General features: G+C 43.5%; 16 protein-coding genes. 7 read left to right on the top strand and 9 right to left on the bottom strand.

The annotated features are described in order from the left end of the window. Positions 1–94 precede the first annotated feature (94 nt). The gene (locus tag ABF487_RS08120) at positions 95–724 is read left to right on the top strand and encodes a superoxide dismutase (protein WP_415634983.1); all 630 of its coding nucleotides are present in this window, start codon (positions 95–97) and stop codon (positions 722–724) included. A gap of 57 nt (positions 725–781) precedes the next feature. Here ABF487_RS08120 and ABF487_RS08115 read toward each other — a convergent pair whose 3' ends face one another. Next, positions 782–2,122 carry a dihydrolipoyl dehydrogenase family protein gene (locus tag ABF487_RS08115; RefSeq protein WP_415634982.1) on the bottom strand — a complete coding sequence of 447 codons (1,341 nt, stop codon included), beginning with the start codon at positions 2,120–2,122 and terminating at the stop codon, positions 782–784. Positions 2,123–2,268: 146 nt separating this feature from the next. Here ABF487_RS08115 and ABF487_RS08110 point away from each other — a divergent pair, with 146 nt between their 5' ends. Further along, positions 2,269–3,114 carry an aldo/keto reductase gene (locus ABF487_RS08110; RefSeq protein ID WP_415625580.1) on the top strand — a complete coding sequence of 282 codons (846 nt, stop codon included), beginning with the start codon at positions 2,269–2,271 and terminating at the stop codon, positions 3,112–3,114. 37 nt (positions 3,115–3,151) lie between these two features. Here the strand turns inward: ABF487_RS08110 and ABF487_RS08105 are convergent, their stop codons facing one another. Then, complete coding sequence (locus ABF487_RS08105; protein ID WP_415634981.1) at positions 3,152–3,979, bottom strand: alpha/beta hydrolase; 828 nt, start codon at positions 3,977–3,979, stop codon at positions 3,152–3,154. A gap of 30 nt (positions 3,980–4,009) precedes the next feature. Next, a complete protein-coding gene (locus tag ABF487_RS08100; RefSeq protein WP_415633227.1) occupies positions 4,010–4,696 on the bottom strand; it encodes a flavodoxin in 687 nt (228 codons plus the stop codon). 284 nt (positions 4,697–4,980) lie between these two features. On the opposite strand from ABF487_RS08100, the gene ABF487_RS08095 reads away from it, so the two are divergent. Then, a complete protein-coding gene (locus ABF487_RS08095) occupies positions 4,981–5,757 on the top strand; it encodes an SDR family NAD(P)-dependent oxidoreductase (protein ID WP_263779054.1) in 777 nt (258 codons plus the stop codon). Positions 5,758–5,824: 67 nt separating this feature from the next. On the opposite strand, the gene ABF487_RS08090 is transcribed toward ABF487_RS08095, so the two are convergent. From ABF487_RS08090 to ABF487_RS08080, 3 genes are all read right to left on the bottom strand, one after another. Further along, a complete protein-coding gene (locus ABF487_RS08090) occupies positions 5,825–6,865 on the bottom strand; it encodes a zinc-dependent alcohol dehydrogenase family protein (RefSeq protein ID WP_415634980.1) in 1,041 nt (346 codons plus the stop codon). Between the two features lie 68 nt (positions 6,866–6,933). After that, the gene (locus tag ABF487_RS08085; RefSeq protein ID WP_415634979.1) at positions 6,934–9,723 is read right to left on the bottom strand and encodes a cation-translocating P-type ATPase; all 2,790 of its coding nucleotides are present in this window, start codon (positions 9,721–9,723) and stop codon (positions 6,934–6,936) included. Positions 9,724–9,819: 96 nt separating this feature from the next. Beyond that, a complete protein-coding gene (locus tag ABF487_RS08080; protein WP_415634978.1) occupies positions 9,820–10,785 on the bottom strand; it encodes a choloylglycine hydrolase family protein in 966 nt (321 codons plus the stop codon). Between the two features lie 105 nt (positions 10,786–10,890). Here ABF487_RS08080 and ABF487_RS08075 point away from each other — a divergent pair, with 105 nt between their 5' ends. After that, on the top strand, positions 10,891–11,040 hold the full coding sequence (locus ABF487_RS08075; RefSeq protein WP_263779059.1) for a hypothetical protein: 150 nt from the start codon (positions 10,891–10,893) through the stop codon (positions 11,038–11,040). Between the two features lie 3 nt (positions 11,041–11,043). Here ABF487_RS08075 and ABF487_RS08070 read toward each other — a convergent pair whose 3' ends face one another. The 3 genes from ABF487_RS08070 to ABF487_RS08060 all read right to left on the bottom strand — a co-directional run bounded on the left by ABF487_RS08070 (position 11,044) and on the right by ABF487_RS08060 (position 14,303). Further along, the gene (locus ABF487_RS08070; protein ID WP_415634977.1) at positions 11,044–12,195 is read right to left on the bottom strand and encodes a TPM domain-containing protein; all 1,152 of its coding nucleotides are present in this window, start codon (positions 12,193–12,195) and stop codon (positions 11,044–11,046) included. 118 nt (positions 12,196–12,313) lie between these two features. Next, positions 12,314–12,985, bottom strand: a complete 672-nt coding sequence (locus ABF487_RS08065) for a hypothetical protein (protein ID WP_415633512.1) — start codon at positions 12,983–12,985, stop codon at positions 12,314–12,316. 469 nt (positions 12,986–13,454) lie between these two features. Beyond that, positions 13,455–14,303: a leucine-rich repeat domain-containing protein gene (locus ABF487_RS08060; RefSeq protein ID WP_415625588.1), complete on the bottom strand. Its 849-nt coding sequence runs from the start codon at positions 14,301–14,303 to the stop codon at positions 13,455–13,457. 369 nt (positions 14,304–14,672) lie between these two features. Here ABF487_RS08060 and ABF487_RS08055 point away from each other — a divergent pair, with 369 nt between their 5' ends. The 3 genes from ABF487_RS08055 to ABF487_RS08045 all read left to right on the top strand — a co-directional run bounded on the left by ABF487_RS08055 (position 14,673) and on the right by ABF487_RS08045 (position 17,648). Next, positions 14,673–15,737 carry a restriction endonuclease subunit S gene (locus ABF487_RS08055; RefSeq protein WP_415634976.1) on the top strand — a complete coding sequence of 355 codons (1,065 nt, stop codon included), beginning with the start codon at positions 14,673–14,675 and terminating at the stop codon, positions 15,735–15,737. A 48-nt stretch (positions 15,738–15,785) separates the two neighbouring features. Continuing rightward, the gene (locus tag ABF487_RS08050; RefSeq protein WP_415618435.1) at positions 15,786–16,643 is read left to right on the top strand and encodes a GIY-YIG nuclease family protein; all 858 of its coding nucleotides are present in this window, start codon (positions 15,786–15,788) and stop codon (positions 16,641–16,643) included. Between the two features lie 75 nt (positions 16,644–16,718). After that, on the top strand, positions 16,719–17,648 hold the full coding sequence (locus ABF487_RS08045; protein ID WP_415634975.1) for a tyrosine-type recombinase/integrase: 930 nt from the start codon (positions 16,719–16,721) through the stop codon (positions 17,646–17,648). Positions 17,649–17,754 lie beyond the last annotated feature (106 nt).

Raw genomic sequence — 17,754 nt, 5'->3', positions numbered from 1 at the left:
TTTTCCAAGATAATCCGCTTCAGAAACAAATGCCGAAATTTGATAAAATTGAGGTGGATGTAAGCGCTTAATCCCAAAACAAGGAGGTTATCCGATGGTTTTTGTTTTACCCGAATTACCCTACAATTATGATGCGTTAACACCTTATATTGACGAGAGAACCATGCATCTGCATCACGACATGCACCATCAGACCTATATCGACAAATTGAATGCGCTGCTCGTAGACTATCCCGAATTTGCAAATTGGCCGATTGAAAAAATATTGACAAATCTGAACAAACTGCCGGAAAAATTACGGACACCGGTACGAAATCAAGCTGGCGGCCACTATAATCACAGTCTTTTTTGGAAGATGCTTTCTCCAGATTTTGATCAGAAAATCGATGCCGGACTATTGGACAGGATTAACATGGAATGGGGAAACCTGCAAGAATTTAAAAACGCCTTTTCCAGCAGCGCCGTTGCCGTCTTTGGATCAGGCTGGACATGGCTTGTGATGAAGCCGGATGGAAAGCTGCAGATTGTCTCGACGGTGAACCAGGATTCGCCAATCTCAATGGGGCTGACACCACTTTTGGGAATTGATCTTTGGGAGCATGCTTATTATTTGAAATACGAAAATCGCCGGCCTGAATATATCAAGGCTTTCTGGCATGTTGTCAATTGGGCACAAGTTGCCGAAAATATGTCACAGTCTTCGCTTTCAGAAATAGTGATGTAATCTCTCCGGACAACAAAAAACGCTGGCCAAATGGCCGGCGTTTTTTAATGATTAATTTTATAATTGACCATAAGCCGCAGAGGTAATCGATGGGAAAAGGTAAACCAGGCGATTCAACTCAGCCGGCCCAAATTTGAACTCAATAGCAGGCAGCAGACTGTTGATCACATTTTCCGCCTGATTGCTGACCTCAGTCGCGCCTACCAAATGATGTGCCTTATCAAAGACTAGCAAGTTATCGCCAAGCGTTTCCTTGCTTGCCTGGCGATACCAATCATTAGGAGTGTGATTGGCAGAAACAGTGTAATCAGATGGTGCTGCAGCGGCTGTTTCCGGTGAAACTCCTGCTTTGGCCAGACGCGGCGTCGTAAAGACAACCGACGGAATGACCGGATACTTGATCGGGTCGCTTGATTCGCCGGCAAACTGTGCGGACAGATACTTGGACTCAAAGATCGCCGTCGGTGTGAGCTTTGGCTGTGCCTTATCAATGACATCGCCAGAAGCATAAATACTTGGGACAGAGGTCTGCAAGTGGTCGTTAACCGTGACGCCCTTAGCCGTATAATGCACACCTACCTTCTCAAGGCCGATATTTTCAACATTCGGGATTCTGCCAGTGGCATCCAATACCCAATCTGTGGTGCTTGATTGGCCATCTGCTGTCAGCACTTGAATCTGGTCGCCAGCGGCTTTCAGTTCTGTTACTGAGATCTCGCGTTTGAATGTAACACCATGTTTTTCCAAATCGCTGATAATTGTTTCGACAAATTCCTGATGAAAGGCACGCAAAGCCTTATCGCCACGAAGCAAAACAGTCACATCAGCCCCAGTAGCATTAGCAATCGTCGCAAACTCCATCGCGATATAACCACCGCCGATAATCGTGATCTTTTTTGGCATCTTCGTCAGATTCATGAAATCGCTGCTGTCATGAGCCAAATCAATACCGGGAATATCCAGACGATTTGGACGCAGACCAGTCGCGATCACGATTTTGCCAGCTGTTTTCAAAGTGCCATCAATCGAGACTGTATGAGGATCCTCCAAAACACCTTTGCCGTGAATCACATCGATATGGACTGAATCCAACAGGCCGCCGATAAAGCCGGGAAGTACCCCAATAACTTCATCTTTATGAGCAACATTCTGAGACCAATCAATGGCAACACCGCCAGTCACGACACCATTTAAATCCTCGAATTGGCGACGAAGTGCAACAGGCATATCCAAAATAATTTTCGCGTTGCAGCCGCGGTTGGGACAGGTGCCACCAATTAGATCGGCCTCTACAACTGCTACTTTATAACCCTTGGCTGCAAGTGGAATCGCACCGTCAAAAGTACCATGTCCGCTTCCAATGTACAAAACATCATAATCAAACTGCTTTTCAGGCATTGTCGTTCCTCCAATTTCTTCTTATACTATCAAGGCTACACTAGTTTTTTTAGCCTTACAATATGTTAGTAGCAAATGAAAAAAATAACTTGAAATGCTTTGACTATCATTTGACACGCGCCTATGCTATATGCAAGAGGTGAATAATGCTGGAACAGAAATTTCAGTTTGATGATGATTTGACCGTTAATCGCTTGGGATATGGCACAATGCAGCTGCCAGGACCAGGCGTCTGGGGGCCTTCTGCCGACCCGCAAAACGCCGTTCGCGTGATCGAGACCGTGATTGACCATGGCGTGAATTTTATTGACACAGCCGATGCCTACGGCCCGCTGTTTGCCAATCTTTATTTGAAAGAGGCCTTGAAAAATAGGCCGGATGCCAAGGTCATGGTGGCCACAAAAGTCGGCTTCACACGCCAAGGACCTGATGAATGGACAGCACTCGGCCGCCCTGAATATCTCCGTCAGCAAGTCGAAGAAAATCTCTATACTTTAGGGTTGGATCACATTGACCTGCTCCAGCTCCATCGGATTGACCATAAAGTCGACTTGGCAGATCAAATCGGCGTGCTTAAAGATATGCAGGACGAAGGTAAAATCAAGCATATCGGCCTCAGTCAGGTATCAGTCAAGCAGATTAAAGCCGTCCGGAAGATCGTGCCGATTGTTTCCGTCCAAAATCGCTACAATCTGATCGACCGCCGCGATGAGGATGTCTTAAAGTACGCCGAAAAACACCATATCGCTTTCATTCCTTGGTTCCCCTTAGCGACCGGCAAACTGCTGGAAAATCCTGAATTGGCTGCGCTGACAGAAAAATACGTTGCCAGCCCTGCCCAGCTTGCATTGGCTTGGCTGCTAAAAAGGTCCGATGTGATCCTGCCGATTCCGGGAACCAGTAATGCAGGCCACGCGATCGACAATATCGCCGCTCAAAAGATTGAGCTGGATGATGCCGATTTCAAAGCACTGAATAAGCTTGGCAAATAAAATAAAACCGACCAATCAAGGCCGGCTTTTTATTAGCTTATTTAAAGAAAAAACGCATGCCAAATTTCAGCTGCCGCATGGCACTTGGTAAATCATGACTGCCGTTTTCATCGATGTGGAAACGGATGTGCGGCACGTTTTTCAGCGTATTCATGGTTCGGTCGATATCATAGGGCGTCCCATTATTCACATAATCATCACTACCGACACTAACTGTGACGTCATAAGCCAGCTTACTTTTCAAAAGCTTGCTGCGTAATTGAGCAGCCCGGTTATCCCCACCTGCGATCATTTGAAAATATCTAAAATGGCTTAATTGATCCTGCATGACGGCCCAGCCTGTAATGGCACCAAAAGAAAATCCGGCAAAAGCATAGTGGTTACGGCTTTTATAAACATGATACTGGGCTTGAACAACTTTTAAAACCTGATTGATTTCAGTTTTAGCAAAACGCTTTGTCAGCTTGTCCTCGCTAGCTTCGTCATCATTTGTAAAGGACCGATTGGGATAATAGGTCGGAGAGACAACGATAAAAGGATTTTTCTCGTCCTTCATTAAATCATCAATCACAGGTGCTTTGTCATTGGGATCGCCTTTGATAAAATCATTCTCGGACATCCCCCATCCATGCATCAAAAACAGCACATTATACTTTTTTGATGAATCCTGATAGCCACGCGGCAGATAAACCAGAGCCGTCTTGTCATAGGGCCTACCTTTGTAAACGGTCCGATAGCGAACTAATCGATTGCGAGCCTGACTAACATGTGATTGGTTTACAAAAAATAGACAAACTAAGACAGAAACGGCAGCAATGGCCGCAATGATTAAAATGGTGATGCTGATTATCCGTTTATGCTGCATCTTTTCATGAACCTGATTACTTCAAAGAGGTTACTTCCGATTCTGTCCGATTTTCGAAAGCCAACTATTGACTTCTTTGTTGACTTGAACGCGTCGATTGCCCTTAATAGCTAGCAAAATGCCATTCGTCTCCTGGCCGCCTTCGACAGAAAAGCCTTGAAGCACACGATCTGCATTTTTTGCACCTGACCTAATCTGTGTGAAGACAGAACCCACACCATAGCCGCCATTGGTATTAAAAGGAATCACTGTCTTGTTGGAAAAATTATAGCTATCCAAAAAAGTGACAACAGCTTGCGGCAGAGCCATATTCCAAGTCGGCGACCCAATAAAGACACGATCATAGGATGCAAAATTCGGGACTTTGCTTTTCAGGGCCGGCAAAGTATTATCATTTTGCTCCTGCTCATTTTGATTAACCTCGGCACGATAATTTTTTGGCCGCGGAACTTTCGTCTCGATTTGAAAAAGATCGCCGCCGACTTGATTTTGAATTAATTGAGCCACTGCCTTTGTATTGCCTGTCCGAGAATAGTAAACGATCAATGTCTTCTGACTAGACCCTGTCCCCGATCCTGATCCGGAGGTACTGCTTTTGGACATTTGCGAGCTGCTTGAAGATGTCTGAGGTGCAGTCCTCAAGCCATTCATCGCCCAAACAACCCCTCCGATGATGACAATAGCGGCAGCGATAACTGCTAAAATTATTTTTTTCATTTGGCCTCTTTTCTAGTAATTGGATTAACTGCAAATAACGGATTAGCTAAAGCAGCAAAAATGACAGTAGACGCAATTATTGAGATAAAACGCTACTTTTAAAGAATAGTAGCATAAAGCCAGCTCCAACCTCTAGTGCTAAAAATAAGATGACGATTAAAAAACTGCGCCTTAGTTGATAAATAAAGTCCGCGGTTTATATAGGTAATTTCAAAATTGTCGCTACCGATGAAGTTGCCTATAATTAACTTGCGTCCTTTTTGGCACAATCGAAAGGAAAATCAATGACAGAAAATCATTATCAATTCCAAAATAAAGTTATCCTAATCACTGGCGGCGGCAGTGGAATAGGCCGAGCGATTACGCAAGCCTTTTTGGAAAACGGTGCCAGCGTTGCAATTGTTGGCCGTCGGCTTTCAGCTTTACAGGAGACACTCGCCGGCTATCCAGCAGAAAAAACACTAGCTATCGCCAAAGACATTTCAAAACCTGAATCTGCTGGAGAAATTGTTGAGCAGATTCTGGCACGTTTCCACCAATTGGATGTCGTCGTCAGCGATGCCGCTGTCTTTCAAGGCGGCGATTTCGATAAAGTCAGCTTATCTGATTGGGAAACACTGCGTTCAATTAATATCGATGCCTTTTTCTACTTAGCTCAAGCTGCCCTCCCTGCTTTAAAAACCAGCAAGGGTAATTTCGTAGCGATCTCCTCTGTCTCCGGCAGTTTCGGAGATTGGAAACAAGCTATTTATAATGCCAGCAAACATGCGATTAACGGTTTCGTCCGCTCGCTAGCCCTGGATTGGGGTGCCTTCGGTGTCCGGATTAATGCCGTCGCACCAGCTTTCACGCTGACCGATATGACAAAAAACGCTGTCCAAAATCCAGCACAATTAGCACCTTTCAACAACCGAATTGCCTTAGGCCGTCCGGAAAAACCCACTGACGTGGCTCCGGCTGTCCTCTTCCTGGCCTCGGCAGACGCTGCCTACATTACAGGCACAATCTTGACTGTCGATGGCGGCACAAGTGCTTCAACTGGCCAACCGCATATCGTGTAATAAAAAGAAAACCCAAGCAATTAAGCTTGGGTTTTAATTTATCCAAATTTCCGAATTATGAATCTAATCAAGCGCTCACAACCAACAGCGACTTGATCGCCTCACGCTTGTCCATGGCTGCATAGGCATCTTCGATATGATCCAAGTCAAAGTGTTTTGTAAAGACTTTGCCTGGATGAATCTCACCTTTTAAGACAGCATCCAACAATACTTGACGGTCGTCAGTCGTCACAGAGGCAATGCCTCCGCGCAGGCCGATGTTGCGCCAGAATAAATCATTTGTATTCATTTCGGCTTTTTGCGGCACACCGACACGACCAACAATCGAACCCGGACGACCGACTTTGACGGCTGTATCGACAGACTGCTCAGTACCAACACATTCAAGGACAGCATCTGCACCAGCGCCATCAGTCATTTCCAAAACGTGCTTAACAGCGGCATCGCCACGTTCCGGCACGATATCAGTAGCGCCAAAGGCAGTTGCGAGTTTCTGACGGTCTTCATGACGGCTCATGGCAATAATCCGTTTGGCACCCAGCAATTTAGCGCCAATAACCCCACAAAGGCCAACAGCACCATCACCCATGACAACAACTGTATCGCCAGCTTTCACTTCAGCACTCTTGGCTGCATGATAACCAGTCGCCATCACATCGGCCAGCGTCAGCAAATCATTCAACTGGTCGTCACTGTAATCTTCAGGCTGTCCCGGAATCTTCACCAGCGCCCAATTAGCATTTTTAAAACGCAGATATTCAGCTTGGTAACCAACAATTTCAGAATCTGTCTTCGTCATGCAATCACCATCAAATCCAGCCAAACATGCGGCACAATGACCACAGCCATGCGTGAATGGCGCAATGACAAAGTCGCCAGGCTTCACATTTGTGACTTGCGAACCAACAGATTCAACGATCCCAATTGCCTCATGGCCAACCTGCGAATTCAGCTGGCGTTTGGAAATACCGCGGTACCACCACAAATCCGAGCCACAGACACAGGTGCGAACGATTTTCAAAATGGCATCAGTCGGCGCCTTGATTTCAGGTTTAGGCAGATCCTGCGTTTCAATCTTGCCTGCTTCAACAAAAATTCCTGCTTTCATCTTCCCATCTCCATTTCATTTACTTTTATCATAACGTTATTCGGGATAGCAATGAAGAACGCGTCAAGTCACCAGATTTTAATTTCCCAAAATTCCTTCATACCGGAAAGTACCAGTGTCGGAATAGCTGGTAAGAAAATAACTGCCAAGTAAATCGGCCAAGTCAAAGGGCGTGTTCCCATTAACGTATTGAAGAAAGGCAGCATCGTCACGGTCAATGAGGCAATCGCTGCAAAGAGAACTGCCGCTAACAAATAAGGATTGCTGAAGGGATTTCGATGAAACAAACTACGCGAGCTGCGCGCGTCAAACACATGCCATAACTGACCGAAGACCAGAGTCAGAAAAGCAATTGTTTGCGCCTCTGCGATTTGATAACCGGCTGAGGCGGCCCAAAGAAAGGCTAAAAACACTTGCAAACCCATGAAGAACCCGCGAATCAAAACCCTCGTCCACATATGATCCGACAAAATCGATTTGGCTGTGTCACGCGGTTTTTCTGCCATAATCTCATGTTCCGGTTCATCGTATCCCAACGAAAATGACGGCAGCGAATCGCTGATCATATTGACCCAGAGCACCATCAGAGTAGTCAGGGTTGGCGTTACTTCTGAAATATGCCCAATCGGCGCTGTTATCAGAAAAGTTGTGAAAAGCAGTGAAAGCACTTCAGCCACATTGGTTGTTAATTCTTGCCGGATAAAATTTTGAATGTTAGCAAAGATAGTTCGACCAGCGGCGACTGATTTTTGGATCGTCGTAAATTTATCGTCCAGCAGAATTAAATCAGCCGAATCTTTTGTCACTTCGGTCCCGTTAATGCCCATTGCAATACCGATATTGGCAGCTCGCAAAGCAGCCGCATCGTTGACGCCATCTCCAGTCATGGCAATAATTTCGTGGTGCTGCTGCAGGGCTTTAACGATTCGCTGCTTATGGGCCGGCGCGACCCTGGCATAGACACGTATCGGTTTAACAAGATCAAAAAGCTGTTTGTCAGACATTCCTTCAATCTCGCTCCCGGTCACAACGCGAACATCTCGATCAGAAACGATTCCCAAGCGGTAGGCAATTTCCCTTGCCGTCGCTGCATGATCCCCTGTGATCATGATCACTTGAATTGATGCTTCGTGCAGTGTTTTAATGGATTGCCGAACCTCGGGACGCGGCGGATCAATAATGCCCGCCAGGCCAAGTACCTTAAAGTCGTTTTCCAGTTCTTCTTGACTGGCGTGCAGCGCCTCTTCTTCGGTCAGATCACGTTCAGCGACCGCAATTGTTCTTAAAGCATCATGGGCGAAATCTAAAATCTGCTGGTCAAACATTGGCCGGGCAGAATCAACCGACTGAAATTGACCATGGATCTGAATACTTGCAGCCTTGTTTAAAATCACATCCGGGGCACCTTTGGTCAACAGCTTATATGAAGATGGCCCGCACTTCAATACGGTACTCATCATCTTTCGCTGGCTTTCAAAAGGGAGAATCCGTAAAATATCGTAGTCGATCCCATCGGTCTGGTTCAATAAAGTTTCCCGAATCAAGCCGGCTTTTCTTGCTAATACCACTAGAGAAACATCCGTCGGATTGCCTAAGGGCACATAATTGCCGACTGAATTTTTTTGAATGGCAGCCTCGTTATTCAAAACAGCACTTAACAAGAACTTCTGATAATCATAATTTTCCCCCATCTCTGACGATGGCAAGATTTCGCCGACTGGTTCATAGCCATTGCCGTCAACTTCATAATTGACGCCATTCGCATAAAAACGTGTGACAGTCATCTCGTTCTTAGTCAAAGTGCCGGTCTTGTCTGAAGCAATAAAAGTCGTTGCGCCAAGTGTCTCGACACTGTTTAAAGATTTGATCAAACCGTTATTGGCAGCGAGCTGCCGAGCGCCAACGGTCAGTACAATCGATAAGACAACCGGCAGCGCATCAGGAATCGCGCCGACGGCCAAAGCGATTGCACCGGAGACATTTTCAAACAGATCTGCAATTGTTAATTGCCCTGTGGAGACAAATTCTTTGATAAGGTTATAGGCCAAAGCTAGAATAACCACAGCTGCTGCCAAGATCATCAGACGCCTGGTCAGCTGATTAATTGTGATTTCTATCGGTGTCTGTTTGACGGCCGTATTTTGGATCAGGCCGGCAATTTTCCCCAATTCAGTCTCCATACCCGTAGCTGTGACTACGCCGATACCACTGCCGTTAACGACCACTGAAGCCGAATAGCCCATGTTGCTGCGATCGCCTAATTCAGTATTGGCCGGTAAAAGTTTATTATCTTTTAAAACTGCCTGCGATTCGCCGGTCAGATGGGACTCATCAACCTGTAATTCGCTAGTCGACAACCATCGCAGATCTGCCTCAACAAAATCACCCATCCGGACTTCGACAATATCGCCGGTTACCAGCTGTTTTGCATCAATTTTCTGCCAATCGCCATCACGAAGCACTTTTATCTGCCGATGAGACATTTTTTGAAGCGCATTTAAGGATTTTTGCGCCATATAGCTTTGCCAAGAAGTGAGGCCAGCATTAATAAAAATGACGATCAAAATAACTAGTGCTTCATAAATAGCCTCAAGGCCGTGTTTGGCATTTTCAGCGACAAAAAATTCAAAAAGAGAATTGGAAATGGTTAGCGCGATCGCAAACCACAAAATAATCATGATTGGTTCGCTTAAAGCATGTAAAAAAATTTTCCAAATTGGATCCGGCGCGTCGCTTTCGATACTATTAAAACCGTTCGCCAAGAGGCGATTCTCAGCTTCTTGACTGCTCAGCCCCTCGTAACGCGACGTCTTAAGGTCGTTAAGTAATTCTTTTCGGTGTGACGAAAATGCTTGCATAATCTTCTCCTGACTGTTGTATAGCGCGTTTACATAATCTATTTTTATTATACATGAGACAAAAAAAGACCGGTTTCTCGGTCTCGCAAATGATTATCATGCAGTCGCTTTATCCAATTCTACGACTTGATCGCTCGCCAAAAGATGGGCATCCAAGACATATTTTGCCGGCCCGAACTGATCATAAAGCTGGAAATAGTAGGCTGAATCCGTCAAATCCATGACAGTCTTGTACTGCGTGTAATCCGACTCGCCATTAGCCTGAATTTTGACGCCCTTGGGAATATCAAAAGCATTCAAAAGATGGAAAACGGCCTTCGCGCCAGCTTCGCAGCCAGTTGTCTTTCCTATATAATTTCTCAAAAAGACGGCTCTGATAAAACGAGAAACAGAACTATAATCGCCAGGCAAGCCCATCGCACCGTATCCCGGGCCATCGGCAATCGCTTTAAAGCTGCCATACTGTCTGTCAACATGATCCTGCGGCTGCAAATGATTATAGCGGCGCAGGTTTTCCATATGCCAACCGTAAGCCGGCGAATTGGTCATGACACCGACCTGATTATCGTAATAATGCACACCAGTCGCTGTGATTTCCAGAACTTTTGAGACGCCGGATTTATCAGCCAGCACCCAATGCAGCGGGACGACAATTTTCAAGAAACGATTTTCCTGATTGACGATCACGACTTTTTGAAAACGATCGATAAAGTCTGCCACAGAAGACGCCTGGCCGAGACCCCAAGCCACCAAATCAGCTGATTCAAGATTGGCCTTGTCAGGATCTGGCTGATCGGCATATTGGGCGTTTTCCGAAAAATATAAAGCCGCCATCAAAAAGCCTGCTTCATTGAGACCGTCGGCGAAAATATAGCCGCCGACATTGGCACCAGCACCCAAAAAAGCGAGACGGCTTGTGAATCCCGACTGTCCTGCCAACGTTGCAAAATGGTAATTGCGCGGGATGTAGATGGGTTTGGCACCCAGCTGAAATGAAAAATCCATCGTCCGAGCCAGCATGCGGACATTGTCCTCTGTCTGATACGTAATTGATGTGCACATAAAAACTCCTTTCAGATTTGATTGAGATCATTATAGGAGTATTCAGTAATAAGTTGTCAACCTTAGCCAAAATAAGGAATAATTAAGGAAGCAAGGAGCGAAAACATGACCAAATATCTGATTTTTGCAGCTGAATTAATCGCAATTTCTCTGTGGCTCTTCTTCGGAGCCAAATCCTTTTGGGCCGGCCTGATCGGCGTAGTTGTCATCATTGCCATCTCGCAGTTCCTGCATTGGTGGCTGAAAGCTCGATAAAAATTACTGCTGGCTATCCGATTTTTTCAATACATCCAACGCTGCCAAATCCGCAGCAAAGGCCACAGGATCAAAAGTTGGCAAAGCCAGATTCGCCCAAGTCATCTCGGAACCCTGATAGTTTTTGCTACCGCCATAACCCGTATAGAGCTTAACCGCGCGAGAAAAATCCTCGAAAACCTGTGTCAGCCCTAAGGAATCAGGATGCCCATAACGCAGCATGTTCACTGCGATTTTAAGGCGTGTCGATAAATCGGCATCGACAGTCTGCAGAGCCTGAGTGAGCAGGACTAAATTATCTTTCAGCTCAGGTGTCATCTCCCCTAGAGTGGGCTGAATGACAGGCTGCAGGGAAACAAGTGCCAGACGCATCTGCTTATTTCGGCGCGCTCTCGGTAACAAGAAGACGAATAACGCAATAACCAGAACCACTCCAACAGCCAAAAAAATGAGCGCAAATTGGTTGAATTTCTGCAAATAAGTCTGGGCATAGGCATGCTGACTGGCTTTCGTTTTGGCTTTGACGCTCGGATCCATATAAAGATTAATCAGGCCCGCAGCACGGCGTACTATCTTATCAATACCCTCACCATAGGATTGTTTTTGCATCATGAGTTTATCCTGATCGTTCACAATCCAAGAAATTCCATTATTCCCTATCTTGCTGCGTAAACCACTGCCCGTCACCACCGATACTTTGCGGTCTTTGATTGCCACGTAAATCAGTAAAGCCGTATCGTGAGGCCGTTTATCAAGCTTGTGTTTTTTAAAGGCCTGCTCGGCTTGTTGAGCAATATTCGCGCCATGAGTTGTCGGCACAACCACCACAAAAATACCCGGGCGATGCTGGTCGCGAGCCATATAGTAGTGATTAATGAAGTTAATATCGTCGACAAAAAACCCAGATATGTATTGCGACTCATCAAAGACATATCGTGTGTGCGTATCCTTGTCCCAATAATCGGCCGGGTAAGCCCTCGCAAACGCTTTAACCCTTGCTGAAGGCGGCTTGTAACCAGCTAATTTTTCAGTACTCGGCCAGCTGGCAGTAGTCGACGGCCATGTCAGAATGAAAAAGTGGATAATCGTCCACCCCAAAAAAATCAGTAAAACACCAGCAATAAGAATTCTTAGCTTCTTGAATTTGATAGGCATGCCCAGCTTTCTTTATTTAGTCGGCGGTGTGGATGCGGCCAAGTTATACAAACAGCATAAGCCTAAATGTTGTGGCACGTGGTGTCAAAGAAGCATCCGAGTATTCAAGTCTAAAAAATCAGTAATCGCTTTTTAGCAAATTGCCCAAATCACTATCGAGACTATTATATTTGTCGGTCCAACCATTGTAGGTGCCAACAGGGTTCGAACAATTATCGTAAAACTTATTTAACAAATTCAGCATTTTTTTGCTGCTTGAATAATTACTTGCAATCCGCGTGATATTCGGATATTTGTCATAAATCAGCCTAATTTTAGAAACATCATCTTCTATAGCAGAAATCTTAGCCTGCGCTTTAGACAAGTTACTAGATTGATCACTCACAGCCGCGCTAACAACTTTGGTGATGCCATCTGAACTGTAGTCCGCATTATCATCGTTAAAATAGCTTTGCCACTTACCATAAATATAAGATCCAGATTTTTCAATTTCCGAACCAGCAAGATATCCGTCTGCCAGCACATCTGCCTTATAGGTACTTGATTTTTTAATAGCAACTTTCCGCTCCTGCTTTTCCCGGGCAATTCGCGCTTGCCTCAGATTGGCTTGATATTGATTATTAGAAGCCCATCCGCCAATCACTGCGAAAATAAGTAAAATCGGCGATAGAAAAAGAACGATTTTTGAAACCGTTCTAAATTTCTTTAAGATTAATAAAATTCCCGAAACAACAAATAAGACCAAACTAATTGACGCAATTATTACGCACAACAAAAACAAGCTCTTCATAATCTCCCCTTTAAATCCTTTTACTCATTTAAATTTTAGTTTAAAAACGAGATTCTCCGACAGGAAATTTGAATATTTACTCAATTTCATTTGCAAACCGTAATATAGAACATTATTTGTCACTTCTAATTGATCTTGCGCGTCCGAAACTTTGCCTTCGCATGGCACAGACCACAGATCGGACTCTACCTCATTGATCTGACACACATCTGAAGCGCAAGTACACACCTAAAAATGACCAAGAACAACTCTACGATCCTATGTCGTTCCAATCGTACAAACTAGGGAGGTGCTGCATACGAAGTGGGCTCTTAAAGCTAAAGACCGGCAAATGGTTATTCTCTATACCAAAGAGGACTAAAGATATAAGATGATCGGTTTAGCACAGAACGATTCAGGACCTATTGCCATCGCAATCAAAAAGATTGGCTGAGTGTTGTACAGCCTTTAAAGACCCGCACAACCTATTTTATCGTCTCACAATCGTGACATTCCTAGAAAATGTTTGTGGCCTGACTAATAATTGACGCGGCAGAGAAACCCAAGCTAAGTTTTGATCATATGCAAAAGCTGAATTATCTAGAACAGTGACTGAGTCAGGAATGTAAACGCGCCTTAGAGCGGTACAAGAGTAAAAGACAAACTGTCCAATCGTAATAATCCGGTTGCCCAGATCCACATCTGTTAGTGAAGTATCACCCATAAAAGTATTTCCCAGCTTGACTGCAAGATCGTCTAGCCGGGCACTTTTAAGTGACGGATCCCAGGCAAAAGCGTTTGACCCCAAATATTTTACCGAGTGCGGTACGACAATTGATTCTAATTGCTGGTCATGACTAAAAGCCCAGTTGCCAATGGAAACGACACGATCAGGAATAACCACATTAGAGAAGTCGCTTTTTGATAGTGCCCAGGCATTAATGGATTTCAAGGTCTTAGGAAGAACAAGCGTAGTTGCGCTGTGTCGCGGCAATGCAGATTTTTTGCCATCACCAAGAGAAGTCACAGTGTAGGTTACGCCGTGATAAGACACGCGACTTGGTAAAGTAATAACCGCCGTGTTCTTTTCTGTACTGTTCTTTTGGTATCCAACCAGTATGGCGGTCTTAGATTCATTTTTTAAAGTAAAGGCCCAAAGGCCAGTTGACGCCTGGTCATGATAAACCTGGCCGGACTTTATTTTTAAATGCCTATTAAATTTTATTTGAGATAAACGTTCATACACGGGCCTGAGCACAGCAAAAGAAAAACCCGCTACCAATAAAACAAACGCAAGCGTCTCTATCATAACCTTTAATTTTGAATGACGATCTGGCACTACACCTATTTTACCTACCTTACAGTCCCCAGGCCTACCTATCATCAAACAAATAAGGGCGGGAATTCTGCCTCATTAATCTGACACATATCTGAAGCCAAAGATGCCAGGAATTATTTTGTCGTATAGATAGTGATAATTTCACTTTCTGAAATTGCTGCATGATAAAACCAGAGATTGTTTAAGACAAGAGAGCTATTTTTTTGTCTACCATCTTTCCAATATTGCATTCGAAATGAAAAATCAGTAGTAATTAGTTCGTAATCAACCTTTATATTCTATTCATTTTCACCATAAAGTTCGTTATTTTTTAAAGATAACTATATTCTTATATTTTTTAAAAAACGCCTTACTTGGGAAAAGCGTAAGTTGGCTGATATTCTCAGTGTTAACGGTGGCAGGGACTATAAGCATTTAAAAATTGGTCCGATTCCTGTTTATGGGACTGGAGGATATATGTTGAGCGTTAACCAGGCTCTTTCTGAAAAAGATGGAATTGGAATTGGTCGAAAAGGCACGATTGACTCTCCTTTTATCTTAAGAGCACCATATTGGACTGTCGACACGCTCTTTTATGCCATTCCAAATAGCTCAAGCAGCCTGGGATTTTTATATGCTATTTTTCAGCGCATTCCATGGAAAAAACTTGACGAGTCAACTGGTGTGCCTTCGCTTTCAAAACAAATAATAAATTCAGTAGAAGTCAAAATACCGCAAACAGAAGAACAAACAAAAATCGGTTCTTTCTTTAAATCTCTTGATGATCTAATAACTGTGAACCAGCGTAAGTTAAATACACTGAAAAAACTTAAAAAGAGCTATTTGCAAAAAATGTTTCCACAAAATGGTTCTGAATTTCCGGAACTCAGGTTTGCTGGTTTCACGACACCTTGGGAAAAGCGTAAGTTAGGTGAATTTTTGCTTGAGAGTCGCGAAGCAGGAACAAATGGATTAACAGCTAAGAAATTAACAGTGAAATTATGGGGAAAAGGAGTCGTAGCAAAATCAACAACATACGACGGTAGTATCGCAACGAAATACTATATTCGTCATGCTGGTCAGCTCATGTATGGAAAGCTAGATTTTGTTCACGCGGCTTTTGGAATTGTACCTAAAAATCTAGACGGATATGAATCAACTCTAGATTCACCTGCATTTGACATACATGATTTAAATCCAACTTTTTTGTTGAAAAAAATCCAACAAAAAAATTTTTATCTTTATCAAGGGATGATTGCAAATGGGTCACGTAAAGCAAAGCGTATTCATGTTGATACATTTCTCAATATGACTATTTTGGCTCCATCGTTGCGTGAGCAAACCAAGATCGGTAATTTTTTTAAGTCTTTAGAGAAAACTATCTCGGTCAACCAGCGTAAACTGGATGCTTTGAAGAAACTCAAGCAAGGATATCTTCAAAAAATGTTTTGTTAATTTTTCATAGGCTACATTAAAAAGTGGGTCAAGATAGGAGCAATTGCTGTGAAACCATTTACTATTAATACTTTTTTTCCAAATGGAGATGCATCTGGATTTAGAATTTCTGAAATTCCGACGATGCAAATACAAGCATTTTATATTCCTAGGAATTTAATGAAGAAGGTTATTCAAGAAAGAAAAGAATTGCAATGGAATGGCGTTTACACCTTATTTGATTTGAGAAATGATGAAGCAGTCAGGCGAACTGTATACATTGGCGAATCTGAAAATGTTGGTGGACGATTAAATCAACACAATAACAAGCAGGAGGACTGGTGGGGAATAGCGGTTGTTTTTGTGATTAACAGCGAGACTCATCAATTATCTAAAGCCGACATTAAGTATTTGGAGAATTTAATGTATACCCGAGCTGTTGAAGCTGGCACCATGGATATTTATAATGGCAACACACCACACCAATCGTTTGTGAATGAAGCCAGAAAATTTGATTTACAAGATTTCTTTATTAATATAGATTTGCTCCTACGTTCTTATGGCTTTTCCGTTTTTTCTAATCCTATTCAACCACCAATTCCAGAAACTGAGTCTGATTCAGTAACCGATGAACTCGTCTATTTTAGTGGTCGTGGTGGCGAAGCAACAGCCAAATACACTAACGAGGGGCTTGTTGTCCAAAAAGGTTCTAAAATATCACCCTTAGAGCCTTCGGCAACATTTCCGAACCTGTCACTTTTAAACAAATTGATAAAAAATGGCATCATCAAAGATGGTCTCTTTACTGTAGACTATCCATTTTCATCCCCTTCAGGAGCTGGCAATATTATCTATAAGGCCAATTGTAACGGCTGGACTAAATGGCACGATAAATCTGGTAAAACCTTGGAAGAATTATACAGATAGATATAGCAAGTTAATCCAGCATAATAAAATAGCGACTCATAAAGGGCCGTTATTTTTATTTTGGAGGTGGTTACGATGCCACAAGGAAGCAAGATTCTTTTTCATGTCTATTACAAGCAGTGGATGCTGCTTTATAAAAAAGGAGCCATTCGCCGCATTACCTATGACAAATATCGACAGACATTGAAGCATTTACGCACATTAAAGCCGGATCTCAGGCTTTGCGATTTAAATCGGCAAACGTATCAGGAACTACTGAACGATTATGCCCAAAATCATGAGAAACAGACAGTAATGGATTTTCATCACCAACTAAAGGCGTCAATTTTAGATGCCTTAGAAGAGGGACTACTGACAATTGATCCGACTAGAAAAGTTGTTGTCAAAGGCGTTGTCACACAGCATCACAAGACCAAATTTTTGAATCAGCAGCAACTCACAAAGTTATTGGCTCAGTTTACGCTGGATGAATATATTTCTTGGGATTATTTTTTTCTCTTAATTGCTAAGACCGGGCTTCGATTTAGTGAGGCTCTGGGTATTACGCCAGACGATTTTGACCTCAGTCGGTTAACTGTATCCATTAACAAGACTTGGGATTATAAAACGAGTTCAGGTACCTTCGCTTTAACTAAGAATCGGGCTTCCATTCGAAAGGTGCCTGTCGATTGGCAGGTCGCTATGCAATTTGCTCAGTTAATTAAGGACAAACCTAAGGATCAGCCGATTTTCGTTTTGCCTGGACAAAAGATTTATAACGCCACGGCTAATGATCGTTTGGAACGATATTGTTCTCGAGCGGGGATCCCAGCCATCAGCGTTCATGGTCTTAGACACACTCACGCTTCATTGCTGCTATATGCTGGTGTCTCAATTGGTTCTGTAGCTAGGAGACTGGGACATTCGAATATGAATACGACTCAAAGAACTTATTTACACGTGATTCAGGAATTAGAGAACCAAGATACTGAAAAAATCATGAGATACCTGACAACTTTAATGTAAAAAATGTAAGAAACGCATGGCAACATGCGTTTTTGCTTAATTGGGTGCATGACGCTGGTTCACAGTTATCAGATTATCAAGTGTTTTTAAGAACGTACCAATTTGG

Source organism: Oenococcus sp. (assembly GCF_047725585.1).
GTDB lineage: Bacteria > Bacillota > Bacilli > Lactobacillales > Lactobacillaceae > Oenococcus > Oenococcus kitaharae_A.
This window is presented reverse-complemented; position numbering and strand designations above follow the sequence as displayed.